This window comes from Bacillus sp. USDA818B3_A (genome assembly GCF_009928415.1).
Classification (GTDB): Bacteria; Bacillota; Bacilli; order Bacillales; family Cytobacillaceae; genus Neobacillus.
This window is the reverse complement of the sequence record NZ_JAABNN010000017.1, coordinates 68,350-91,616: the sequence shown is the minus strand read 5'-3', so window position 1 is coordinate 91,616 and position 23,267 is coordinate 68,350. Positions and strand designations below refer to the sequence as shown.

Here is a 23,267-nt window from a genome sequence, read left to right as displayed (position 1 = left end):
AATCTAGAAGAAATTCACTTAGAGGTTAAAAGGGTCTTGTCTGATGAATGTTGGATGTTTTTTGAATCATTTTTTACATGATTAGTCAGTGTGCCAATTTTTTCAATGGAAATCGATACTCTGTCCCCTTCCTTCAACCACACTTGCGGATTTCTGCCCATTCCTACTCCAGGGGGTGTTCCAGTTGCAATCAGATCACCCGGTTTTAATGTCATGCTCTGAGATAAATAGGAAATGATAGTAGGTATCTTAAAAATTAAATTCAAGGTGTTGGATTGCTGCATGATTTCATCATTCAGTGTGAGCGAAATATCCAGCTGATGCGGATCTCCGACCTCTTCTTTTGTGACAATCACTGGTCCTATCGGTGCAAAGGTATCCGCAGACTTTCCACGAGACCATTGGCCGTCTGCAAATTGAAGATCTCTAGCACTGACGTCATTCATAATCGTGTAACCAAACACATAGTCCTCCGCTTCCGCTTCTGACACACACTTTGCTTCTTTTCCGATTACAATCGCCAATTCTGCTTCATAATCGACTTGCTGGGAATTAACAGGCAGGATAATGGCGTCCTTTTCGCCAACAATGGTATTGGCATACTTTGAAAAAATAACCGGTGAGGTCGGCGGCTCCATATTGGTTTCTTTGCAGTGGTCTATGTAGTTTAGGCCGACACAAATGATTTTTTCCGGCTGCGAGATCGGAGGCAAAACTTCGACATCAGCCAAAGATCCGATAGAAAGGTCCACCTTTTCTGAATCATTCACATAACTTGTAAGAAGGGCTTCTATATAAGGAAGCATGGTTTCACTTTGTTCAATAAACTGCTTCATATCATTGGGAATCGTACAGCCTTGTGTGATCTGCCCCTTGTAACGTTCATTCAATTCCACTACAGATAACACTTGATCTCCTGCTATTACGACGCCAAGCTGTGAACCCGATTCACTACGGTAAGTTACGAATTTCATCTTCCATTCCTCCTAGTAATTTTTCAAGAAATGCAGTTATACACTAGCCGTTGCAGATACAATCTTTGGAATCCCTAGTCCTTCGGCACCTAGTTTGGATGTTTTGGCCTCAGGATAATATCGTTCAATCATTTGGACGCCTAGCGCCGCACGGCGGACACGTTCTTTCACCAGTGAAATGTTGGTACTCTCCCATTGTTTTCCGGATGGGTACACATCTGGATGATTCCGCAGACCGAATTTGATGTACACCGGTGCTAATACACGAATAATTTCCGGAATTTCATAATAGCGGAGGAAACCGCCTAAATTGTCCGGCACTTCTACATATAAATCGATTGGGATATCGATCGACTGGCGGATAGCCGCAAGCTTATGTAGCGTTAAGGCAGTAGGAACATTGTAAGTGCCTGCCCCGAGGTCCTGCATTAACTTGACTGACACTGGATTGGCGGCGCCCATTTGTACCGATACCTTTACCACAAAGTCCTCCGGAAGCTGGCCCTGTTTTTTCATTTCCTTTGTCAGCAGCAAGAGGCCTTCATCCGCCACAAGTGCTCCCCGCAGTCCGAGTCTGGCACCTCTTTTTAAATCCTCCATCGCATAAACCAGCTGATCGGCCCCCTCGTGACGCAAGGCAATTGATTTTCCACCATCCGTCAGCGGCTGGGCACTAATATCCCAAGTGCCCCTTGGTCCCACAAACAAACTAAGTTCCATTCCTCTTTCGGCTGTCAGACGGCACATCTCTAAAATTTCTTCGTCTGTTTGGAGCATAATTCCGCTTCCCTGCGATACCCGGTGAATCGTTAAACCATAGTGGTCGATTTCATCTAACATCTCTGTTAATGCGATTGGTCCTTCTACACTAGGAAGTTCAATCCGGTATTGCGCCCCATCTGGAAATGTTTTGGTGGAAGTGGGCAGGTCTCTTAAATCAGTTGATGGATAACCAAGTTTTTCTAAAAGTTCTCTGGATTCTCTCATTTCTTTACCTTCTTTCGCGATAGTTTAATAGTGAAGCGCTTTCTTTATTGTTCTATTAAATACTAAGAGATTTCTATATTCCTTTGCCCCAGATCTGGTCAACTGAATATAGTAGAAACCCCTTAGCCAAAGACTCCCGAAAAAAAGATTATGTCTGCACGGCTACACTGGAACCGCTAACTTTCTTGCTTTTCTTACCCTTTAATAAAGACAGTTTTAATTGCCGTGAAAAATTCTTTTGCCGCCTCTCCTTGTTCGCGGGAGCCTGTGCTGGATGCTTTCATCCCGCCAAACGGCGCCTGCAGCTCGACCCCTGCGCTCTCCGCATTGATTCGGACAAGACCCGCTTCGATTTCATCAATAAATTCCAGTAGCGTTGCAATATTAGTTGTAAAAATAGATGCACTCAATCCATATTTCGTATCATTGGCAAATTCAATCGCTTCTTGTAAATCAGCTGCTTTGATAAGAGCCGCAACCGGACCAAAAATTTCCTCTTGGGCGATGGCCATTTCAGGTTTCACATGTTCAAAAATGGCAGGTGTAACATAAAATCCTTGACTATACTCCCCGCCGGTCAACGTTTCTCCACCGTAAATAAGTGAAGCGCCCTCTGCCTTTCCCTTTTCAATATAGCTTCGCACTGTATGGAACTGACTTTCACTGGCACATGGCCCCATCCATATTCCTTCTAGCAAACCATTGCCGACGGTTATTTTTTTCGTGGCTTCTATTAATTTCTCTTTAAAGTCTTCGTAAACGGCACTTTCCACAATGACCCGACTAGAAGCGGTACATTTTTGACCGGTGGAACGGAATCCCCCGCTGATGACAGCTTCAACCGCGGCATCTAAATCGGCATCCTTTGTCACAATCACAGGATTTTTGCCGCCCATCTCCAACTGGAATTTAATCCCCCTTGCAGCCGCTGATTTTGCCACTCCTGCACCAACCGTTTCCGATCCGGTGAAGGTAATAGCATTTAGCAGTGGATGATCAATCAAGCCCTGGCCGATGATGGCCCCGGAACCGGTGATAAAATTTAACACACCAGCTGGAAAGCCTGCTTTTACAAAGCATTCAACTACCTTTGCGGCCGTTACAGCCGCCTCTGTTGCCGGTTTGAAAACGACGGTATTTCCATATACAAGAGCGGGTGCAATTTTCCAGATTGGAATGGCAACAGGGAAATTCCATGGAGTGATGACGCCAACAACTCCAAGTGGAGCTCTCTTCGTGAACATTAATGCCTCCGAATCAGAAGATGGAATCACATCCCCCTCCTTCCTCATACCTTCCCCAGCATAATAACGAAGTATGGCCACGCCACGGGCGGTTTCGCCTTTAGCCTCCGGAAGGGTTTTACCCATTTCTCTTGTTAATGTTTCAGCAATCTCATCCAAGTTCTCTTCTAAAATATTTGCAGCCTTAAATAAAAGCTGGCCGCGGGCAGCCTGCCCCAGTTTGCGCCAGTTTTTTTTCGCCTGATGGGCGGCAAGGACAGCTTTTTCAAGGTCTGCAATGGTAGAATTTTGCACAAAGCCTACGATTTCTTCTTTGTTTGCCGGATTAATACTGGGGATGACTTTCTCAGATGCTGATTCCTGCCATTCATTGTTAATAAAATTTTTAAACGCTTTCAAATTTGTGTCAATTAGCATTAAAATCCCACTCCCTTTGGCAATAATGTATTTGGATCTTTTGCTTTATATATGCCGGCCTAAGCCGGTTTTAAATGTATTCGTTTTTTTGCGGCCTGGACTTGGACATAGCCTAATTAGAACTATTTATTCGGTTCTTTACTTTGGGAGGCGGCATAGCCGGCAAGCTGTGATAAGCGGCTGGCTAGCTGGAGGATTTCCTCTTTTGCCGCCTCTCTCTTCTGTTCCCAGCTATTGGTCATCATCGTAAAACTAACACTAGCGATCATTTTATTCTCAAAGTTATAGACCGGCGCTGCTACACAATGAAATCCTAAAGAAGCCTCCTGATTCTCGATGGCATAACCATTTTTCTTCGCCTCTTGCAGGTTCTCATAAAGCGTATCGATGTCTGAAATCGTGAACTCCGTTTTTTTCTTCAACGGTTCTTGAAGAATTTCTTTCAGATCTGCTTTAGAAAATCCCGTTAATTGCATTTTTCCAATGGCGGAGGCATGGGCAGGAAAACGCATACCAGGGTCTGTAACCAAACGGACGCGTGAATCCCCTTCCATTTTTCCCAAATAAATGACATCGCCTTCCTCTAAAATCCCTAATTGGATATGTTCATTTATTATATGAACCGAACGAGCAGCCTCTTTATAGAAGGACTGAACAATATTAAACTGTTGAAAATAAGCTGAACCAATCCCCGCCAAGGCAGGACCTAAAGAGTAAGTATCACCTTCCCCCTTGGTGACCCACTTTAATGTTTCCAACGTATTCAGCAGGGAAAATAGAGAGCTTTTATTCATTTCCAGTCTTTTGGACAACTCAATCAACCGCAGCTGATTGGGAAACTCTCCAATAAGCCTTAACACCTTATCAGCACGCTCAATCGCTGGAACCCAATACTTTTCCTTCATAAACTATCACTTCACTTCGAAAGGTTTATTATAGTAAACCAGGTTTTAAATATTAAACTACTAAAGTCATTCTATCATACTAATATGAATTTTCAAATAATTTTTAGAAAAAAACTTAGGTTGCAGTCAAATACTTACAACAAATAACCCCTCCTGCTTTTCACGAACGACAATGTTTCGACCAATCCCCCCTATTTACTAAACTACTCAAACGTTTAATTAAAACAGCCGAAAGGTTTGTAGTGTATGGTTTTCTCTTAGAAACCAGAAAAAAGATTGTCGATAAAAGTTGGCGTATTTCACAGAAAAAAACTTAATTTCCCGGAAAATTCTATTGTTTTCGATTGAACTAACTTTATACTTGAATTTCTCCAATAATTCGCCATTAATCAAACATTTGTTTAAAAATGAAATAATCACCGCTAACTCTGAATTCCTCTCTCTAGCTGTATGAAAGAAATGTCGAGAGCTGATAAAAGAACGATGGCAAATCGCCTCCCGATATAAAGTCATATCGGTTGTATTGAGGATTGTTTTTCAAATAAAAGTACTTTGGAAATGCCCAACGAAGGGTTCCCATGGTTTTCCAAACACCACCAGAACCGTGCCTTCTCCTTCCCATGCCTCCGCTTAATCAAATAGAAACTAAATATGTACATTTACTTTGAAAATGGTTTCAAAAAAATATTCTCTGGGTACCCCTATATCGACACTCTTTTTAATTTAATTGCAATATATTTTAACTAGAAGACAAAGTGATAAGAGGGGGAATTTTGCATGAAATTACAAGGATTAATGAAGGTATTCTTTTCTGTATTAATGATTTTTACATTACTGCTACTGCCCTCACAGTTTTCACAGGCAACTGCAAAAACAAACATTACAAACCCTCCCAAAACGGAAAAGGCAACCACCTATATTACTTCCTTCAAGCAGGTTAATGGGAAATGGGTGGGAAAATTTGATTACATACAATGGTATTTCGGTAAGTCTGCTAATAAGGAATTTTTCAAGGATTGTAAATGCCAGAAAGAAATGGATGGTGCCCCAGATGGGTACTGGATTCGAAACGTTAATCCAAAGATACGTACCTTTACCATTTCAAATAATGCCCAATATATCTTACAGACACGTAGTTTATACGAAATTAAATGGAATGAAAAAGTAACTAAAAGTCAGTTTATTACCTTTTTGAAACAGAGGGATAAGCAACATCAAATTCCTTTCCATCTAGAGATAAAAAATGGGGTTGTAACAAAAATTACGGAACAATATATACCTTAAAAGAATAAGCTCATTATTTCTGATACTACAGAGATAATGGGCTTTTTTTAATAAAATAAAAAGAGACCAAACTAGGCCCCTTCTGCTCTAACCGATATCTTCAAATATTTTTTCAAATTCACAAGAAAAGGGCCAACTTTCTGTTTAGCTTGGACTTAGAAAGTTAACAAAGATAATGGTAGTTTCAATATCATGAAGAAGACCTTCACAAAGTGTTCTTAACGGCATTTTTAATATTTAAACATTATTAAAATAGTCAATGGATGGGACCTTTCATACTTTGAATTTTATAGAAGATTAGGTGAAGGGGTAGAATGTTCATAGTAAGGTTCAACATGATTAATCCTAAGTTCAGTTACTGTATTAAACTTAAAATAATAATTAATAGGATGGATATAAAAATACCAACCAATTTTAGTGGTTTAGGCAGCTTTTTAACAGTATCCTTGCATCCAATATTGGATCTATTTCCTTCGAATTATTTGTGATTTAATAAGAAGTCTTATCCTTAATTGAGTGACCAGCGGTAGTTAAAATAAGCGGAGGTTTTCCGGTTATACTGTAGAATAGGGCTCAATTCGGGGTATATAAGCGGAAGTTTTCCGATTAAACAAAGGAATATGAACCATTTTCATGTTTTTCGAGTCAATAGTCGGAATCTCTCCGTCTATTTAGGCTATTTTCAGCGATATTTCAAAATTAAGAGAAATTTCTCCGCTTATTATCAAGCTCGCATTAGCGTCAAATAAACTTGTACATCTTACGGGTGCTGGTTTAGTAAAATAAAGAATTTCAAAAAAGGGCTTAAAGATATTTGCAACTTTAAGCCTTTTTAACTGTGAAGTTTATGTGATTTGCTATTTGATTTCGTCTTTCTTTCTTTTAGTAAAGCCTCGAAACCTTCTTCGATTACTGTAAGAATTAATTGAAAACCATGCCACCATCAGTTAAAATATTTTGCCCCGTAATATAATTAGAATCGGATGATGCCAAGAAGGAAACTAAATTCGCCACATCATCAGGAGTTTGAGTACGCCCAATTGCAATTCCCTCTGCAAATTTTTGGAATGCCTCACCTTTTTTTGTACCCATATGCTCCATCATTTTCTCATCGAGACGTTCCCACATAGATGTCCCTACAATTCCAGGACAATAAGAATTAACGGTGATTTTATCTTTTGCGAGTTCCTTAGCAGCAGCTTGTGTTAAGCCTTTAACAGCAAATTTCGATGCCGAGTATACACCTAACATTTCAAAACCTTCCTGACCAGCTATGCTGCAGGCATTAATAATTTTGCCGCCAGTTCCTTGCTTTTTCATTTGATTCGCGGCTGCTTGAATGCCGTATATGACACCTTTAACATTTATATCAAGAACACGATCTACAGCATTTGGATCTGCTTGAGAAAGTGGGGCCACCTGTCCTTCAATACCAGCATTATTAATAAACACATCAACACTGCCAAATGTATCTACTGCTTTTTGAACTAGCGCTACTTGATCTTCTAATTTAGAAACGTTTCCTATAAATGAAGTTACATTAACACCTTTTTCTTCAAATTCTTTAACCGCTTCACTTAAGATTGCTTCATTAATATCGCTAAGTACAATCGAAAAGCCATCTTTTGCCAGGCGTTCTGCTAACCCTTTACCAATTCCTTGACCTGCACCAGTAATTACTGCAACTTTTTGTTTAGTCATTATGATTCCCTCCAAAAATGTTCTTATGATTTCATAAAAAAATCTATTAAATCTCAATAGATTAAACCCTATTGATATAAGATTTTTCTCTTGCCATTGCGCTACCCTTTTTAGCTTAAAATGATCCTATGTAAAGAGAGATTAACAGTAGATGGCTATTCATTAACTGTTAATCTCTTTTAATACTTTTACTAGAGAACCAGTAAATAAGGTGTCTCAATATATTTAACTAGGGCATTTAGGAATTCTGCTGCTAGAGCCCCATCAGCTATTTGATGATCGAAGGTGAGACTAAATGGAATTTTCTTAACCGATTTCACTTTGCCCTCTTCATCTAAGACTAATTCATCCTGGAAGGCCCCTACTCCTAAAATACCTGTTTCTGGTGTATTCAATATAGGTGTAAAGTACTCAATTCCACTGGCCCCAAGGTTGGTAATCGTGAATGTTGAGCCAGTTAGTAAGTCTCCTCCTGCCTGACCATTTCTTGCTTTCCCCGATAGTTCTTTTATTTCTTTTGCCAGCGTGCCGATTGTTTTCTGATGGGCATTCTTAACGACAGGGACTAACAAGCCATCGTCTAAAGAAGTGGCAATACCTAGATGAACCTCATCAAACTCTGTCAATTTGCCATCCTGGTAGTGGGAATTCATTTTCTTCAAATCTTGTAAAGCTAGAATCGTTGCTCTAGCAACCAATACAGTCAAAGTAAGTTTGACATCTAAATCAGCAGACGCAATTTCTTTCCTTAAAACTTGTTGGAAATCAATTAATCGATCAGCATTTGCCTTTCGATGTAAAGTCAATTGAGCGGTTTGTCCCAAACTTCTACGCATATTGCGAGCAATCGCTTTTCGCATCGGACGAAGACCTTCACCTGCGGATTCATAAGCGGTTTCATAATTGACAGCAGGTGCAGCTAGGGCTGCGGCAACTTGTGACTCTGCTTGATAATCGTAACCGCCCGCTAAAACACGTTGGATATCTTGTTTAGTAATCCTAGCGTTTCCACCAGTACCCTTAATGAAATCAATATCCAGATTATTTTCTTTAATCATTTTTCTCGCTAATGGAGTAATGAATATCCGGTTACCTTTTACTTTCTTTCCTTCGGCTGCCTTCACTTTAGCAGGTGGATCAACCTCTAAAGTGGCTGTTGCTAATTGCTCTACTTGTAATTCATTCGTTACAGCCACTTCGCCCTCTTCTCCAATCACAGCTATTGGAGCGCCGACTTCTAGCTGTTCTTCGACCTCCGCATTTTTAACAAGTAAAGTACCCGATATTGGAGATTCAACTTCTTGGTTTAATTTTTCTGAACTGATCATTAAAACCGCTTCGCCTTCGTTAACAGGATCTCCCACTTCTTTATACCATTCAACAATGGTACCTTCAGTCATCGTCATTCCTAATTTAGGCATTACGATTGTTTCACTCATTCCGCTTCACCTCCTATTTCATTACAAGTTGTTTTTTCAAGTCAGAAATTAATTCTTCTGCAACAGTCAATACCTTGTTTGCATCCGGAATATAGGCCTGCTCCAAATTATATGCAAACGGTACCGGCGTATTTGGTGCACAGACCGTTTTAATCGGACCATCTAAATAATCAAAGGCTTTATCCGCGACTACTGAGGCAATATCTGTAGCTGTGTTGTTATGTGGATTGGACTCATCCATAACGATTAATCTTCCCGTTTTCTTCACCGATTCCAACACAGTTTCTTGATCCCAAGGGGCAACCGTCCTTAAATCAATGACTTCCACTGAGATTCCATCTTTATCTAGTGTATCTGCCACTTCATGGGCTACCCGAACCATTTTACCAATCGCCACAATTGTAAGGTCCGTTCCTTCTCTTGTCACATTGGCCTTACCAATTTCAATGGTATAATATTCTTCAGGTACCTCCCCTTTCATGCCATAAAGGGTCTTGTCTTCTGAAAAAACAACTACGTTATCTTCCTCAATAGCTGCTAACATCAATCCTTTTGCATCATATGGATTAGAAGGAACAACCACTTTAACACCTGGAATCGCACCAAACATCCCATACAAAGTTTGAGAGTGCTGCGCAGCTGCACCAGCGCCCGCACCATGGACCGTCCGAACTGTAAGAGGGATTTTTGCTTTTCCACCAAACATATAGCGCATCTTGGCTGCTTGATTTAAAATTGGGTCCAAAGCGAATCCAACAAAATCATTAAACATTAATTCAGCAATTGGGCGTAAACCTGTGGCAGCAGCTCCGACTGCCGCACCAAAATATCCATGCTCTGCGATGGGTGTGTCGATGACACGTCCTCTACCGAACTCTGTTACCATCCCCTTCGATAATCCGAAAACCCCGCCGAATGCATCATCATGACGTCCATCGTCTTTGACTAAATGGTCGACTTCAGCACCGCCAGCAACATCCGTACCAATTAAGATAACAGTTTCGTCTTCTCGCATTGCCTGTGTCATCGCTTCAGTAATAGCAGTCATAAAAGTTACTTGTCTTTTTGTCATTTTTCATTCCCCCTCTTCTTATGCAAAAATATCCGTATATAAAGTTTCTAAATCTGGCAGTGGGCTTGCTTCAGCAAAAGCTACTGCCTCTTTGATCGTTTCTTTAGCTTGTACTTCAATACCATCCGCTTCTTCTGCAGTCATCCAACCATTCTGAAGCGCCTTTTCTCTGAATTCGAGAATGGGATCGCGGTCTTTATTTGGATCATTATCCGTTTTATATTTTTGTTCATCCCCTTCAAAGTGACCATATTTCCGGTATGTATCACATTCAATTAGGGTAGGGCCGTTACCTGACTTTGCCCTTTCGATGGCTTCTTTTGTAGCATTGTAAACAGCCTCAACATCCATGCCATCCACACGTACACCTGGCATATTATAAGAGGATGCTCGTTCATAAACGGTTTCAGATGCACTTGCATATCTAAATGGCGTACCCTCACCAAATTGGTTATTTTCACAGACAAAGATGACCGGTAAGCTTAAAATAGAAGCTAGATTTAGACCTTCATGGAATGTCCCTTCATTTGACGCTCCATCACCAAAGAAGCAGACCGCGACATTGTCTTTTCCTAAAGTCTTAATGCTAAGAGCGGCACCAGCTGCTAAGCCGAAACCACCCCCGACAATTCCATTGGCACCCAGCATTCCTTTACCAACGTCAGCAACATGCATGGATCCACCTTTTCCTCCACCTAAGCCATCTTTTTTACCCATAATCTCTGCCATCATGCCTTTGATATCGCAACCCTTTGCAATCGCATGTCCATGTCCACGATGGGTACTGGTAATATAATCTTCATCATCTAATAGTGCCATGACTCCTGTTGCAACAGCCTCTTCCCCTGCATACAAATGGACAAATCCTGGAATTAAACCTTTTCCGAAAGTACGATGCACATCCTCTTCAAAAAACCTAATCTCATTCATCTTTTGATAAATCCAAAGGACTTCTTTCTTTTCCATTAATTATTCCTCCCTTTATTTGTTTACATATGAATTGCTTGTTTGAGTAAAGCGTTTGCATTTTCTCCGATCGCTTCAGAAATGGCAGGATGGGCATGCACCATGCTTGCTAGTTCATTCATCGTGCCTTCTGAGTGCTTCATGGCCAAAATTTCTCCAATTAACTCTGTTGCATTCGCCCCCACAATAACGGCACCTAGTATTTCCTCATATTGATGATCCGAGATAATTTTGATAAATCCTTCCGTTTCTCCCATCGCAATGGCTTTCGCGTTTCCGGAAAGGTTAGATGTGGTTATTTTCACATCATATCCGGCATTCCTGGCTTGTTCTTCATTGAGCCCGAATGAGGCGATTTCAGGATGGGTATAGACACATCTAGGAATTTCCGTTTGATCTAGGGGTTGAGGATAATCGCCATTCATGGCCTGAACCGCAATCAGACCTTCGGCACTTGCTGCATGTGCCAATTGATAGCCTCCTACCAAATCCCCCACTGCATAAACGTGTTTTTTGCTAGTTTCATAATCACCATTAACTGCCACAAACTTGTTCGATGCATCCATTTGTAGGTTAAGTCCTTGTGCTACTTCAATATTTGGTTTTCTTCCAGTTGCCACCAAAAGAGTGTCAAATGGAATTTCTTGATCCGCTAATATGATCTTCCCTTTTTGTACTTCCTGGATTTTGGCCTTTATAATGGTTTGTATATTTTTCTTTTGCAAGTGCTTTTTAATGATTTTTCGTGCGTCAAGGTCTTCGGTTAATAGAATGTCAGGAGCTACTTCGATAATGGTCACCTTTGTTCCTAGTGGAGCCATGGCGAAAGCTAACTCTATGGAAATGACCCCGCCCCCAATGATCGCCATGGACTTTGGCAGTTCCTTCAAGTCAAAGAATGTATCGGTAGTGTGATAGTTTATTTTATCCAAACCATTAATAGGAGGGATAAACGGTGTGCTTCCTGTTGCTAATAAAATATCTTTACCTCTGATTTTGACGTCTCCAATGGAAACAACTAAAGCATCCGAAATTGACGCTTCTCCTTGAAAAAGGGTAATGTCGTTTTTCTTTAACAGATGATGAACACCACCGGTTAACGTCTGTACGACTTGATCTTTACGTTTCATCAATTTTGGAAAATCAATCGATATTTCGCCGGTTTTAATGCCCCAGCTATTTGCCTTTTGAATTTCTTCAACCATTTCACTATGTTTCAAAAGGGCTTTTGATGGTATGCAACCGACATTCAGACAGGTTCCACCTATTTTCTTTCTTTCGACGATCGCTACCTTTTTGCCTAATTGAGCAGCCCGGATGGCGGAAACATATCCCCCAGGTCCTGCACCAATGACAACTAGATCAAACTCTTTCATTCCTGTTCATCACCTTCATTCGTTTTAAATGGAATGTTTTCTTTACACTCATATATAATGCAAGTACCGTGCCAACTTTTAAAAAGTGTTGAAAATGTTGTCATAACAACGCCGTTCCTCTGCCTTTGTACTTTCCTTCATCTAAAAGTATTGTATCAATGAGACGGATTGTGTCTCAGGTGTCTCATTGTCTCATTTTCTTGAGACACAAAAAAACTCCATTTGATCCTTCCCATCTGAGAGAGGTATAAATGGAGGTTTTTTATTTTATATTTTCGCTTTCCAATCTTCCGCGGTCAGCTGATACTGTTTGATTTTTCGGTACATGGTGGCGCGAGAGATATCAAGGACTTTTGCAGCGCTCGTAACATTTCCATCCTCCTTAATCATCGCTTCAATAAGTCTTTCCTTTTCGTCTAGTTTTACCGGGCCTTCAAGCAATTCCGGAGGAAGGTAGAATGGCAAGAGACTATTTCCTTCCATATTAAAAAGAGATTGTTGAATCACATTTTTTAATTCCCTGATATTCCCTGGCCAATGATAGTGTGTCAGGTAATGCATGGTATCTGCTTGTACGACAATATCACGTTTCCCAAATTCCCCACTCATTTTTTTTAGGAAGTGATGGACCAATGCAGGGATATCTCCGCTTCTTTCACGTAAAGCAGGAATTCTCAAGCTTATCACGTTAAGACGATACAATAGATCCTCTCGAAATTCACCTTTTTGGACAGCTTCCTTTAAATTTTTATGAGTAGCCGCAATGACACGTACATCCAGCGGAATCGGTTTGTCCCCGCCCAGTCTAGTGACCACCCTTTCTTCCAATAACCGAAGCAGGTGGACTTGTAAATCTAACGGCATATCTCCAATTTCATCAAGGAAGATCGTACCTCCCTGAGCCAATTCAAACTTTCCAGGACTTCCTTTCGATTTCGCTCCCGTAAAGGCACCTGATTCATAACCAAATAATTCACTTTCTAACAATCCATGTGGAACAGCCCCACAGTTAATGGCTACAAAGGGTTTATCAGTCCGCTTACTGGCCTGATGGATGGATTGGGCAAAAAGCTCTTTTCCTGTCCCCGTCTCACCTGACAGAAAGACAGTGGAATCAATCATCGTCGCTTTCCGCGCCTTTTTTACGATATCTGTAAACTCCTTTGAAGAACCGATCATGTCATCAAAGCTATATCGTGTTGATCGAGAAATTCTAGAAGGGATTAAGTTAGGTTTTTGCGGTTTTGAGATAGGATTTTCTGTGTTTTTCCTAAAAAAGATAACGGCTCCGAAAATCTCGTCTTGGAAAGTGACAGGATAGATGGAGCATATAAATTTTTGCTTGTTTTTATGATTAACACTTACCTCTTCTCTTAAAATCTGTTGTCCATTATGTAAAACAAACTCTACGAAACTATTTAACTTAGGTATGCTATTTAACGTTTTTACTTCATTTAGAAGGGAGTGTGATTTGGCAGCAGCATTTTTTTCGACAATACTCTTTCCACCATCCACTATAAAAACAGCATCTTCCACACCTTCCAATGCCGTATTTAAAAATAAATGATTACGTAAAGCATATTTGAAAAAATATTGATTGATAGACTTGGAGATCTGATTAGCTTCCGAAAAGATAAACTTAATGTTTTGCTGATTCAACTGTTTATTGCATCCTGCAATATTAATCACGCCTAGCAGGTCATTTGTAAACGGATACAAAATAGGGAAAGCTGCACAAAACCATTCATGGTTCTTTTCGCAATAATGTTCCGAAAACAAAACTTGCGAGGACTGTTTGGTTTTCAGAGCAAGCCCCACTGCGTTTGTTCCTGCTGATTTCTCAGTCCAAGTTCCCCCAGTGAGTATATTAATTTTCTCCGCTTTCTTCAAGATATTCTTTTCACCCTCAGAATACAAGACTGTACCATGATTATCTGCAATGGAAAACATCGTTCTAGATTCATCTAATATACCAGATAAATTTTTAATCTGCGGAGTAGCAACCGTAATCAATTCCTTATTTTTCTCCAGCCGGTTCTCTAAATCAGTTTGAGTAATAATTTCATTAATTTTTTTTTGAAAAGGACTAATACCAAGCTTCTTTGAATTTTCCCATGAATTGATGATGTCCATACGAATCTCTTCGCCCGTATATTGTCCCATTTCTAGATATTGCTTCCAAATTTTATTAATAGAAAGGTTAAATTCCATGGATCCAACTTTATCATTTGTAAGTGTCGGTATCATAAAATGCCTCCCGAAATATCTAAAATATTAAGAATATTATAACACAAACTAGTAATAATTAGGAGGCGTTCGTTGGTTTAGGAGATTTTTAGAGGGATACACTGGTTAGCGCTGCTTTTTCATCTCACTTCCTTTTAAGCAGCCAGCGGAAGTAAAATAAGCGTAGATTTTTCCGTTATATGGAGAATGGAGCCCATTTCGGGGTAAATAAGGGGAGGTTTTCCGACTATGCAAAGAAAAATCCGACATTTTCGCGTTTTTCGAGTCAATAGGCGGAATCTCTCCGTCTATTTCAGCTATTTTTAATGATAATTACTTAATAAGCGGAATTCTTACGTTTATTTATCTGATCGGGTGCTTAACATGATCCCCCACCCGGTAAGAGCGAATCCGCTTGATCCCAGATGCGGTAATCAACATCTTTTTGTCGACTAGTTGAGAAAGTACTTTTTTTACCGTCTTGTCACTTAGCTTCAAATATTCCTCGACTTCTTTAGGGGATATGGCTTCTCCTTTTCGAATCGCCAGCCGAACCACTTCCTTTTCGACAAAGGACAGAGATGTCTGGTCCAATTCATCTCCCAGCCATTGGCCAATCACTTGCTGAACAATCTGTTGACATCGACGAGGCTTTTCTTTAACTTGGTCATAACAAAAGCGGATTACGGTCCATCCGTCAATCACCAGCTGGTTTTGACGTTCAAGGTTGTCGGAAAATTGCCATCTGCTTATGTTCTTTAGGTGAGGGCCATACCCGTCGACCTCAAGGCAAATCCGGATGCCGGGACGAATATAAGCAAAATCCAAATACCTTTTGCCATCCTTGAAATCATTGACTTCATATTCTGGATGAAGATATCGGAAATGGTAAAATAAAGGCCACCACACTTTCTCCAAAAACAACCTTTCAGCCTGGGTGTGACCCTCTTGTAAGCGTCGCAACCGTTCACCGGTTCTTGCCTGTAAGTGAGCATTCAAAAAGGCCTGATATTCTTCTTCAAATCCCATAGAATCCCTCTCCTGTTATCTAATGTTCATATCTATTACAGTACTTATTATTCAATTATTTATTTATTTGAAATTCGGATAGATTTTTAAAATCACTGATTTTCAATGCGCATGAAAAAAAGAGGTTAGTGTAGTGGTTTCAGTTTTTAGAGAAAGTAAAAGGCAAATAAGGACTTGCGGGGCAGCTAATATAAATTGAATATCTAGAGAAGAATTTGAGGCTAGAGCTATTTTCAGTTTAATAGAATTCCTACATTTGTCAATCTATTATCTTGATATTTCTGTCAATACCATACTACTTACTTACCATTTCTATTTTCGTTAAGAAAACTTTTAAAGATTTGATTATTATTTAACAAAAATCTGTCCATGCTAGTTTTAGAGTCTTAAAAACAGGGAGGTTGCTAACATGCTAACACCTAAAATTCGGAACAACGGACTAATTAAAATTCTGACAATCCTTAGTGCTATTACAGTCCCTTTTTTGAATAATCAGGAGCCGGCTAATGCGGATAAAGCTTCTTCTGAGGTTACCGTTACTGTACCTACGCTAAATGTCAGGGAATCTGCTGATATGTCAAGTAAGGTCATTAGCCGTGTTCATCAAGGAGATACGTTGGAAATCATACAGAAGCGGAATGATTGGGATCAAATTAAACTAGCAAACAATCAAACTGGCTGGGTATACGATGCTTACATAACGCCGGCTAAAACGACCGTTGGAACCATAGACACCTATTCTTTAAACGTCCGGGAACATCCAAGTGTATCTAGTAAAGTCGTGGGTTATTTGAAATTGGGATCAAAAATAACCATCCATGCGGAACAAGCTGGATGGGCCAACATTGTTTCCTCATCCGGTGTGAGCGGGTGGGTGAACGAAAAATATATCTCTAAAGATACATCTAGCAGTCAGCTCACACAACCTGCACCCACAGCAAAGAAGAAGTCTGGTACTACAACAGAATTGAAAACAGCTAAGGCTTCAGATGTCCCCACCGCGCTTACGCCAAATAGCCAAAAACCGTTGAAGGGAAAAACCATTGTACTTGACCCGGGACATGGCGGGAAGGATAGAGGCACAACCAGTATCACTGGGACACCTGAAAAATCATTAAATTTACCAACAGTTGAAGCGGTGAAACAAAAGCTTGAAAATGCAGGGGCCCAAGTGATATTGACACGAACCAACGATACCTTTATTTCCCTAGAGCAGCGTGCCAATGTGTCCAATCAAAACCACGCGGATGCTTTTATCAGTTTTCATTACAATTGGTCCAATAACCCATCGGTAAGCGGCATAACTAATTTTTACTATCAAAAATCTAGTAACCCATTAGCCACAGCTATTTTGAACCAAGTTGCCAAAGAAACAAAATTAACGAACCTTGGAACAAGATTCAACAACTTAGATGTTCTGCGTAACAATAAACAACCAGCTACTTTAATTGAACTCGGCTTCCTCTCCAATCAACAAGATGATTCGACCGTTGAGAGCTCTAATTACCGTAATAGCGTTGCTCAAGGAATCTATCTAGGACTAATTAATTTTTTCCAATCAAACTAAGAAGCATAAACTAAATATCTATAACTAAAGTTTGCGATTCTTCATTAACGAAGGATCGCTATTTCCTGATTAAAGATTATTCGGCAAGGACAACAGAAAAAAAGAAGCATCCATTAGACACTTCCCTTTTCTTAAGAAAAAATAGATTACCAAGTTAAAAAATTTTATAAATAAGGCTGTCTCATTTAAGGTGACAGGCACCCGATGAGACAGCATATGATCATTGCTTAACTTGCTAATTCCTGTCCTAGTTGTTTCGCTTTTTGGCTGTGAGTTTTTTCACTTGCCATAATCAATCCGCCTGCGATGACAAATGCTAGAATGATGATGGACATCACCACATAGGAACTTTGGAATCCGATGGCACCATATAAGACTCCCATTAAAGAGGAGAAAATCGTAATACCAATCTGTTTTGCAAAGTTAAAAGCAAGCATATATACGGTTGCTGACAAACGAACATCAAAGACGCTTGTAATATATTTCATAATAGAGATGAGCATTAATGGCATTTCAATCGCTGCTAATAATCTCCAGAATGAGAGCATCCAAACCTCAGTAAGGAAGGCAGAGCCTAGTACACGGACAAATAAAATGATACCTGCGATGATTAACCCATTTTTTGCACCAATTTTATTGATGAACCATGGTGTGATAACCATAAAGCCTGCTTCCATAAAAATCTGAACAGAGGTAATCCGGCTGAAGACAAGTTCTCCTTCTGATTGATCACCGAAAAAGCTTGCAAAATAGTTCGGGAATTGCTGATCGAATACATCAAACATCGTTGCAGAACCGATGATAATTAAACAAAGTCCCCAGAAACTTTTATTTTTAAAGACATTCATCATACTTTTCTTAGTTACAGGGGGTTCTTCTACTTTTGCAGCAGCTGATTTTACTCCGCCATCATCCTCTTTGTTCACGCGAAGCGCCCATAATAATACACCAAGTAAAATCGCGGAGCACGTAGAAGCCCAGAAAATACTGAATGGGTTTTGAACAAACATGATTCCGCCGATAAATGCCGCTGTACCGCCTGCAATGGATCCGAATAAGCGAACATGTCCATATTCATAGTTGTTCACACGAGTGGAACGCTCAATATAGGCCTCAACCACCCCTACGCCTCCATTTAGACACAGGCTTAAGTAAGCACCGCCAACAATGGCACCAAATATAGCATTCATCTGAAGAAGTGGAATAAAGGCAAATTGGACAAATGGTCCTACAAACAATAGACATAATACAACAAAACCAAATAAGTACTTTTTCAATCCCAGTTTATCTTGAACCACACCATAGATTGGCTCCAGAACTAAAGCGGTTACCGCCATAGCTGAGAATACAAGCCCGGAAATACTGGTATCCAAATGGGCTGTTTTATGCAGCCAAAAGGGCAAGAAGCCGAAAATTAATGCCCATATCATAAAGTAGAAGAAGTACATTCCTCCAAAGTTCCAAAACTTTAACTGTTTTAAGTTGTTCATTTCTTTCACTCCCTTTTATTTTAAGACTTCTGTTGTTTTTGGTGTCCACCTAGTATCTGAAACCGGAACGCCGAAAACAGGATTTCCCTCTTCATCCCAATCAATTTTTTGAGCTCTGGCATGACGATTTGGTTCATAAAGCGGATCTCCGACAAGCTCCGTGTAATTGCGCGCATGATAGACCAAAATAGTCTCTTTCCCATCCTCTGATTCAGTAAAGCTATTATGCCCTGGCCCGTATTGGCCATTTTGCGGACAGCTTTGGAAGACTGGTTCCTGACATTTTGTCCAGGCTGCCGGGTTTAATAGATCATCCTCTTCATTGGCAGTTAATATTCCCATGCAGTAATCTACACCAGTGGCACTGCCCGAATAGGTAATAAATACTTTTCCATTTTTAATTAAAACTGCCGGACCTTCATTTACCCAAAACCCTTGAATTTCCCAATCCAGTTCAGGTTTAGTGAGCATAACTGGCTCAGTAGCCAGTGTCCATGGGTTTTCCATCTTTGCGATATAGAGATTGGAGTGACCCATAATCTCCACATCCTGCTGTGCCCAAACGTAGTACTGTTCTCCTTTATGGAAAAAAGTTGTGGCGTCTAGTGAGAACGTTGACATTCCAGTCTTCACTTCACCCTTTTCTTCCCAAGTTCCTTCCAATGGGTTATCGGATGCGTTTTCAAGAACGTACATTCTGTGGTTAAAGGTATCATCATCAATATTGGTGTCAGGAGCAGCCGCAAAATAGATATACCACTTTCCATTTGCGCGATGAATTTCTGGTGCCCAGATTAATTGGCTCAGTGCCCCGCTATCGTGTTTTCGCCAAACAACAAATTCTTCCGCTTCCTGCAGATCATTTAGATGTTTTGCTCTTCTTAACACAATGCGATCGTATAGCGGATAGGAACCTGTAAAATAGTAGTACCCATCTGAATGTTTATAAACAAAAGGATCTGCCCGTTGTAAAACAATTGGATTCATGATTTCTCGTGTCATTTTCATACATCCCTTCAATTATTTTCAAGGAAGGCGTTTGCATATTTTCATTTACTAGACTGATAGACTTCCAAAGTCTTCTCTCATTAAGATTATTGAAAATTAACCCTTTTCAAAGAAATATGGCGCCTGGTTTATTTTTTAATATTTAGATAATGGGAAACGTTTCCTTACAGATAGATAGTATCAGTTGAACGTACAAGTGTCAACAAAATAGTCAATAAACATAATTTGTACGTATAAGGATTAAAAGATTATAGCACGTTACTATTTCTCCCATAAAATTCATACATTTTAATGAACGAATAACCCGTCATTTTAAAGGGACTACTGCCTATTTTTTATCTGATTAGCCCTGTCTTTGCTTCCATGGCATCATCTTATTATTAATTAACAGCTGATAAAGTTTGCAAATATATTTTTTACTAGAATATTAATCGAAAGGATAGGTAATCTTATTAATTTATACGTACAACTTATTAGAAAATCCATTTTTCAAAACAACTTGTACATACCACACTATGATAGATATTGATTTATAATTAACTTTGAGGCAGAATAATATGAAAAGGCTTTATTTCTAAATGACTAATTTGGTACGAACCTATTGATTTATTTAAGGATATAATTTTAACAAATCTATGTTTATAAAAGGCAGATGAAAACGGTTGATACCTAAATATATACAAATTAAAAAAGGAATCCATTCTTGGATTCTGGAGGGACGGGTAAAATCAAACGAAAAATTACCCACAGAATCAGAACTCATGAAGGAATTCGAAGTAAGCCGCCATACAGTAAGAAAAGCCATTGGAGAACTGGTTTCAGAAGGATTACTTTATAGTAGACAAGGCGGAGGTACCTTTGTAGCTGAGCCCACCGAGCGGCCAAATAGGAGACCACTTAAAACCATTGCAGTCATGACTACCTATATTTCAAGTTATATATTCCCGGCCATTATTTCAGGCATTGAAAACACACTCTCTAATGCAGGTTATTCATTATTGTTAACAAGTACCAATAATGACGTACAAAAGGAACGGATCGGACTTGAAAACTTCCTATCCAATCACATTGATGGCTTAATTATTGAGCCTACTAAAAGTGCCTTCCATAACCCCAATATTGGGTATTACTTAAATTTAGAAAAAAATAAAATCCCCTTTATTATGATTAATGCTTCCTATGAAGGCATTCATGCACCTACAATGAAACTGGATGATTTCAAAGGGGGATGTTTGGCGGCAAACCATTTGATTGAATTAGAACATAAAAGAATTTTAGGGGTTTTTAAAACAGATGATAATCAGGGAGTCAGCAGGCTGAATGGTTTTATACATGCCCATCGTGAAAAAGGACTTTTTCCTGAGCCAAGTATGTTAGTCACCTATACTTCCGAGAACAGCAGGGATTTACTAGGAGAAAAAATAAAAAGTCTGTTAGAAAATAAATTAGGACGTCCATCAGGAATTGTTTGCTATAATGATGAAATCGCCCTTTTTGTATTAAACGTGATGAGAGAACTCGGGCTAAAAGTTCCTGTCGATATTTCTCTAGTTAGTTTTGATAACTCAGACTTAGCTCTGCTTTCTGAAGTAAAATTAACCTCCATCGATCACCCAAAAGAAGAAATGGGGAGTGTGGCAGCTCAAAACTTAATTGATTTAATAGAAAAAAGAAAAAAGTGTATGGAGCCCATTATATTTGAACCTAAACTTATCGTAAGAAGTTCAACAAAAAAGGTAGAATAATCAAAATAAATGCATCCGCTTACAAAGAGCGGATGCATTTATTTTTTTTATCACTGCCTTCTTTAATTAATCTCTCTCCCCACTCTATCGACCTAATAGCTAATATGTTTTTTTATTACTTGAACTTATTTCTTTAACCGCAGTTTATAGAAGTCGGAATCACTTGCGTTAGCAGCAACTGTTTTTAATTGCTCTAAATCATCATAAACAGACACGACGCGACCGACATACTCATCTAGTTCCCCTGCCGCCATATAATAAGCAAACTGGGGTGCTTGATGCGGCGGTACATCTATGTTTTGCTCGAATAATGACTCGATTCCAGTTAAATACGTTTGTCCTACTCCTGTATATCGCTGGTAACGTGTCATGTCTGTATCGTTTAAACCTGGATCTAATGCAAATACTTTGACCGGAGTTTCTGCTAATTCTTCCACTAGGTTTTCAGTTAATCTGGCAATTGCTGTTTTGGAGGTTCCATAGCCATTACCATATTTAAATGCACCAATCGTTCCGCCGCCAACTAGATTAATCATCCTTCCAAATCCTTGATTTAACAAAACAGGAACCACCGCTTGGACACAGTGAAACGTTCCAAATAGATTCGTAGAGACATCATTAATCCAATCTTCTTGTTTCACTTCCCAAGTAGGACCAATGGCCATGAAAGCACCGGCATTATTAATCCAAACATCAATTCGACCATATTTATCGATAACATTTTCAACTACTTGTTGGATCTCCGCAGGCTTTGTGACATCCATAGAGAACATCGAATGATCGGAAGAAAATTTCTCGAGCTCTGTTTGAACTTCTTTTAATTTTTCGGAATCTCTGCCCATTCCAACCACGAAAAATCCTTTTTCTGCAAAAAATAAAGCGGTATTACGACCGATTCCTCTTGTTGCACCTGTTATAACGACTACTTTCTTTTCCACTTTGAGTTTCCCTCCTATTAATCTCTGCCAACCACTTCAGGGTCACCGAACTGACGCTTATTCTGGTTAAGCGTGCTGATTTGCTCTAAATCTTCTTGAGTAAGTTCAAAATCAAAGATATCCGCATTTTCAGTAATACGATGCGGTTTGATTGATTTTGGAATCGTCACGACACCTGTTTGGATATCCCAGCGCAGGATCACTTGGGCAGTAGACTTATTGTACTTGTTTGCAATCTCAACTAAGACTGGGTCGTTAAGAAGACCGCCTTGCATAAGAGGGGACCATGCTTCAAGCTGGATTTCATTCTTTTTACAAAAATCATGTAATTCCTGTTGATTAAAGACTGGATGGTACTCCACTTGGTTGACCATCGGTTTAATTTCACAGTTTGCAAGAAGGTCTTCGAGATGGTTAACATTAAAATTACTTACTCCAATGGCACGGACGCGCCCATCTTTATAAAGTTTCTCAAGTGCCTTCCATGTTTCAAGATATAATCCTTTAGAAGGTACTGGCCAGTGAATTAAATAAAGGTCTAAATAGTCTAAACCTAATTTGTTCAAGCTAGTTTCAAAAGCTGCCAAGGAAGATTCATAGCCTTGATCGCCGTTCCAGACCTTCGTTGTCACAAATAACTCTTCACGAGGTACGTTCGATTCAGCTATAGCTTTACCTACTCCCTCTTCATTTCGATAAATTGCTGCAGTATCAATGCTTCTATACCCGACCTCAAGGGCAGTCTTGACGGAATTAACGACTTCCTCTCCTTCTTGTACTTTGAAAACACCAAACCCCAGCCAAGGCATTTTTACACCATTATTTAACGTAGTAGTACTTAGTAAATTGTTTGTCATAATTCCATTCTCCTCACATTTATAAAAAATGATTATTTTCTG

Annotated in this window: 18 protein-coding genes; 3 read left to right on the top strand and 15 right to left on the bottom strand. The window is 39.6% G+C overall.

Annotation, left to right across the window (positions count from 1 at the left end; genetic code table 11):
* Window positions 1–14: 14 nt before the first annotated feature.
* The 4 genes from GXK58_RS20765 to GXK58_RS20750 form a co-directional block, all read right to left on the bottom strand.
* Window positions 15–974: a fumarylacetoacetate hydrolase family protein gene (locus tag GXK58_RS20765; protein ID WP_160725092.1), complete on the bottom strand. Its 960-nt coding sequence runs from the start codon at window positions 972–974 to the stop codon at window positions 15–17.
* Between the two features lie 36 nt (window positions 975–1,010).
* Window positions 1,011–1,961: a U32 family peptidase gene (locus tag GXK58_RS20760; RefSeq protein ID WP_160725091.1), complete on the bottom strand. Its 951-nt coding sequence runs from the start codon at window positions 1,959–1,961 to the stop codon at window positions 1,011–1,013.
* 194 nt (window positions 1,962–2,155) lie between these two features.
* The gene (gucD, locus tag GXK58_RS20755; RefSeq protein ID WP_160725090.1) at window positions 2,156–3,622 is read right to left on the bottom strand and encodes an alpha-ketoglutaric semialdehyde dehydrogenase GucD; all 1,467 of its coding nucleotides are present in this window, start codon (window positions 3,620–3,622) and stop codon (window positions 2,156–2,158) included.
* A 122-nt stretch (window positions 3,623–3,744) separates the two neighbouring features.
* On the bottom strand, window positions 3,745–4,527 hold the full coding sequence (locus GXK58_RS20750) for an IclR family transcriptional regulator (RefSeq protein ID WP_160725089.1): 783 nt from the start codon (window positions 4,525–4,527) through the stop codon (window positions 3,745–3,747).
* Window positions 4,528–5,304: 777 nt separating this feature from the next.
* Between GXK58_RS20750 and GXK58_RS20745 the strand changes: the two genes are divergently transcribed.
* On the top strand, window positions 5,305–5,811 hold the full coding sequence (locus tag GXK58_RS20745) for a hypothetical protein (RefSeq protein WP_160725088.1): 507 nt from the start codon (window positions 5,305–5,307) through the stop codon (window positions 5,809–5,811).
* 921 nt (window positions 5,812–6,732) lie between these two features.
* On the opposite strand, the gene GXK58_RS20740 is transcribed toward GXK58_RS20745, so the two are convergent.
* The 7 genes from GXK58_RS20740 to GXK58_RS20710 all read right to left on the bottom strand — a co-directional run bounded on the left by GXK58_RS20740 (window position 6,733) and on the right by GXK58_RS20710 (window position 15,620).
* A complete protein-coding gene (locus GXK58_RS20740) occupies window positions 6,733–7,512 on the bottom strand; it encodes an acetoin reductase (protein ID WP_160725087.1) in 780 nt (259 codons plus the stop codon).
* Window positions 7,513–7,703: 191 nt separating this feature from the next.
* Window positions 7,704–8,951, bottom strand: coding sequence for a dihydrolipoamide acetyltransferase family protein (locus GXK58_RS20735; RefSeq protein ID WP_160725086.1), 1,248 nt, complete (start codon window positions 8,949–8,951; stop codon window positions 7,704–7,706).
* Between the two features lie 13 nt (window positions 8,952–8,964).
* The gene (locus tag GXK58_RS20730) at window positions 8,965–10,023 is read right to left on the bottom strand and encodes an alpha-ketoacid dehydrogenase subunit beta (RefSeq protein WP_160725085.1); all 1,059 of its coding nucleotides are present in this window, start codon (window positions 10,021–10,023) and stop codon (window positions 8,965–8,967) included.
* A gap of 18 nt (window positions 10,024–10,041) precedes the next feature.
* A complete protein-coding gene (locus tag GXK58_RS20725) occupies window positions 10,042–10,989 on the bottom strand; it encodes a thiamine pyrophosphate-dependent dehydrogenase E1 component subunit alpha (protein ID WP_160725084.1) in 948 nt (315 codons plus the stop codon).
* A 23-nt stretch (window positions 10,990–11,012) separates the two neighbouring features.
* On the bottom strand, window positions 11,013–12,365 hold the full coding sequence (lpdA, locus tag GXK58_RS20720; protein ID WP_160725083.1) for a dihydrolipoyl dehydrogenase: 1,353 nt from the start codon (window positions 12,363–12,365) through the stop codon (window positions 11,013–11,015).
* Between the two features lie 267 nt (window positions 12,366–12,632).
* The gene (locus GXK58_RS20715; protein WP_160725082.1) at window positions 12,633–14,612 is read right to left on the bottom strand and encodes a sigma-54-dependent Fis family transcriptional regulator; all 1,980 of its coding nucleotides are present in this window, start codon (window positions 14,610–14,612) and stop codon (window positions 12,633–12,635) included.
* Window positions 14,613–14,954: 342 nt separating this feature from the next.
* Complete coding sequence (locus GXK58_RS20710) at window positions 14,955–15,620, bottom strand: DNA-binding response regulator (RefSeq protein WP_160725081.1); 666 nt, start codon at window positions 15,618–15,620, stop codon at window positions 14,955–14,957.
* A gap of 409 nt (window positions 15,621–16,029) precedes the next feature.
* Between GXK58_RS20710 and GXK58_RS20705 the strand changes: the two genes are divergently transcribed.
* Complete coding sequence (locus GXK58_RS20705; protein WP_160725080.1) at window positions 16,030–17,187, top strand: N-acetylmuramoyl-L-alanine amidase; 1,158 nt, start codon at window positions 16,030–16,032, stop codon at window positions 17,185–17,187.
* Window positions 17,188–17,414: 227 nt separating this feature from the next.
* On the opposite strand, the gene GXK58_RS20700 is transcribed toward GXK58_RS20705, so the two are convergent.
* Both GXK58_RS20700 and GXK58_RS20695 read right to left on the bottom strand, forming a co-directional pair.
* A complete protein-coding gene (locus GXK58_RS20700; protein ID WP_160725079.1) occupies window positions 17,415–18,677 on the bottom strand; it encodes an oligosaccharide MFS transporter in 1,263 nt (420 codons plus the stop codon).
* Window positions 18,678–18,692: 15 nt separating this feature from the next.
* A complete protein-coding gene (locus tag GXK58_RS20695) occupies window positions 18,693–19,685 on the bottom strand; it encodes a glycoside hydrolase family 43 protein (protein WP_160725078.1) in 993 nt (330 codons plus the stop codon).
* A gap of 662 nt (window positions 19,686–20,347) precedes the next feature.
* Between GXK58_RS20695 and GXK58_RS20690 the strand changes: the two genes are divergently transcribed.
* Entirely contained in the window at window positions 20,348–21,430 is a 1,083-nt protein-coding gene (locus GXK58_RS20690) for a GntR family transcriptional regulator (RefSeq protein WP_160725077.1), read from the top strand.
* Window positions 21,431–21,555: 125 nt separating this feature from the next.
* Here the strand turns inward: GXK58_RS20690 and GXK58_RS20685 are convergent, their stop codons facing one another.
* Both GXK58_RS20685 and GXK58_RS20680 read right to left on the bottom strand, forming a co-directional pair.
* The gene (locus tag GXK58_RS20685) at window positions 21,556–22,368 is read right to left on the bottom strand and encodes an SDR family oxidoreductase (RefSeq protein ID WP_160725076.1); all 813 of its coding nucleotides are present in this window, start codon (window positions 22,366–22,368) and stop codon (window positions 21,556–21,558) included.
* A 17-nt stretch (window positions 22,369–22,385) separates the two neighbouring features.
* A complete protein-coding gene (locus tag GXK58_RS20680) occupies window positions 22,386–23,225 on the bottom strand; it encodes an aldo/keto reductase (RefSeq protein ID WP_160725075.1) in 840 nt (279 codons plus the stop codon).
* Between the last annotated feature and the right edge of the window lie 42 nt (window positions 23,226–23,267).